Origin of the sequence: Rhizobium phaseoli (assembly GCF_010668805.1) — a bacterium.
Classification (GTDB): domain Bacteria; phylum Pseudomonadota; class Alphaproteobacteria; order Rhizobiales; family Rhizobiaceae; genus Rhizobium; species Rhizobium phaseoli_A.
Map to the genome: position 1 here is coordinate 1 of NZ_WUFT01000117.1, position 406 is coordinate 406.

General features: G+C 63.1%; 1 protein-coding gene. It reads left to right on the forward strand.

Features of this window, described 5'->3' with window-relative positions:
- Positions 1–107: 107 nt before the first annotated feature.
- Positions 108–406 (forward strand): hypothetical protein (locus GR197_RS31650; RefSeq protein WP_164016638.1); only part of this gene is annotated, 299 nt, incomplete at its 3' end.

The following is a 406-nucleotide window of genomic DNA, read 5'->3' on the forward strand; positions in this document are numbered from 1 at the left end:
GCACAGGGCAGTGCACGCATAGAAGAGGGCGAGCTCGACGAGGCCGAGCGCTCTGCGCTACGTCTTTTGCGTTTCAGTCGAACGGCACGCGTAACGGAGAGTGAGGCGTGACAACACATCCGCTATTCCGCGTTGGTGACAGTTTGATCGGAGCGGAGGGTGGCTCGGGCTACGGGCCGGATCTTCCGGACCACGTAAGCTTCGCGCTCTGCGGGGTCAAGCGGGGCGGCAAGTCGGTACGCGGGAAGGCGGCGGTCAATCTCGCGTTACCGCGCAGGACCGTGCTCAGGATTGCGCTGCGCATGCTTCAGCATGCCGACGGCACGATGACCGATACGATCTCTATCAACAGGGAAGCGGTCGCCTGCGCTGGAGATCCGCCGCAGGTGCTGAATCACCGGAAGAA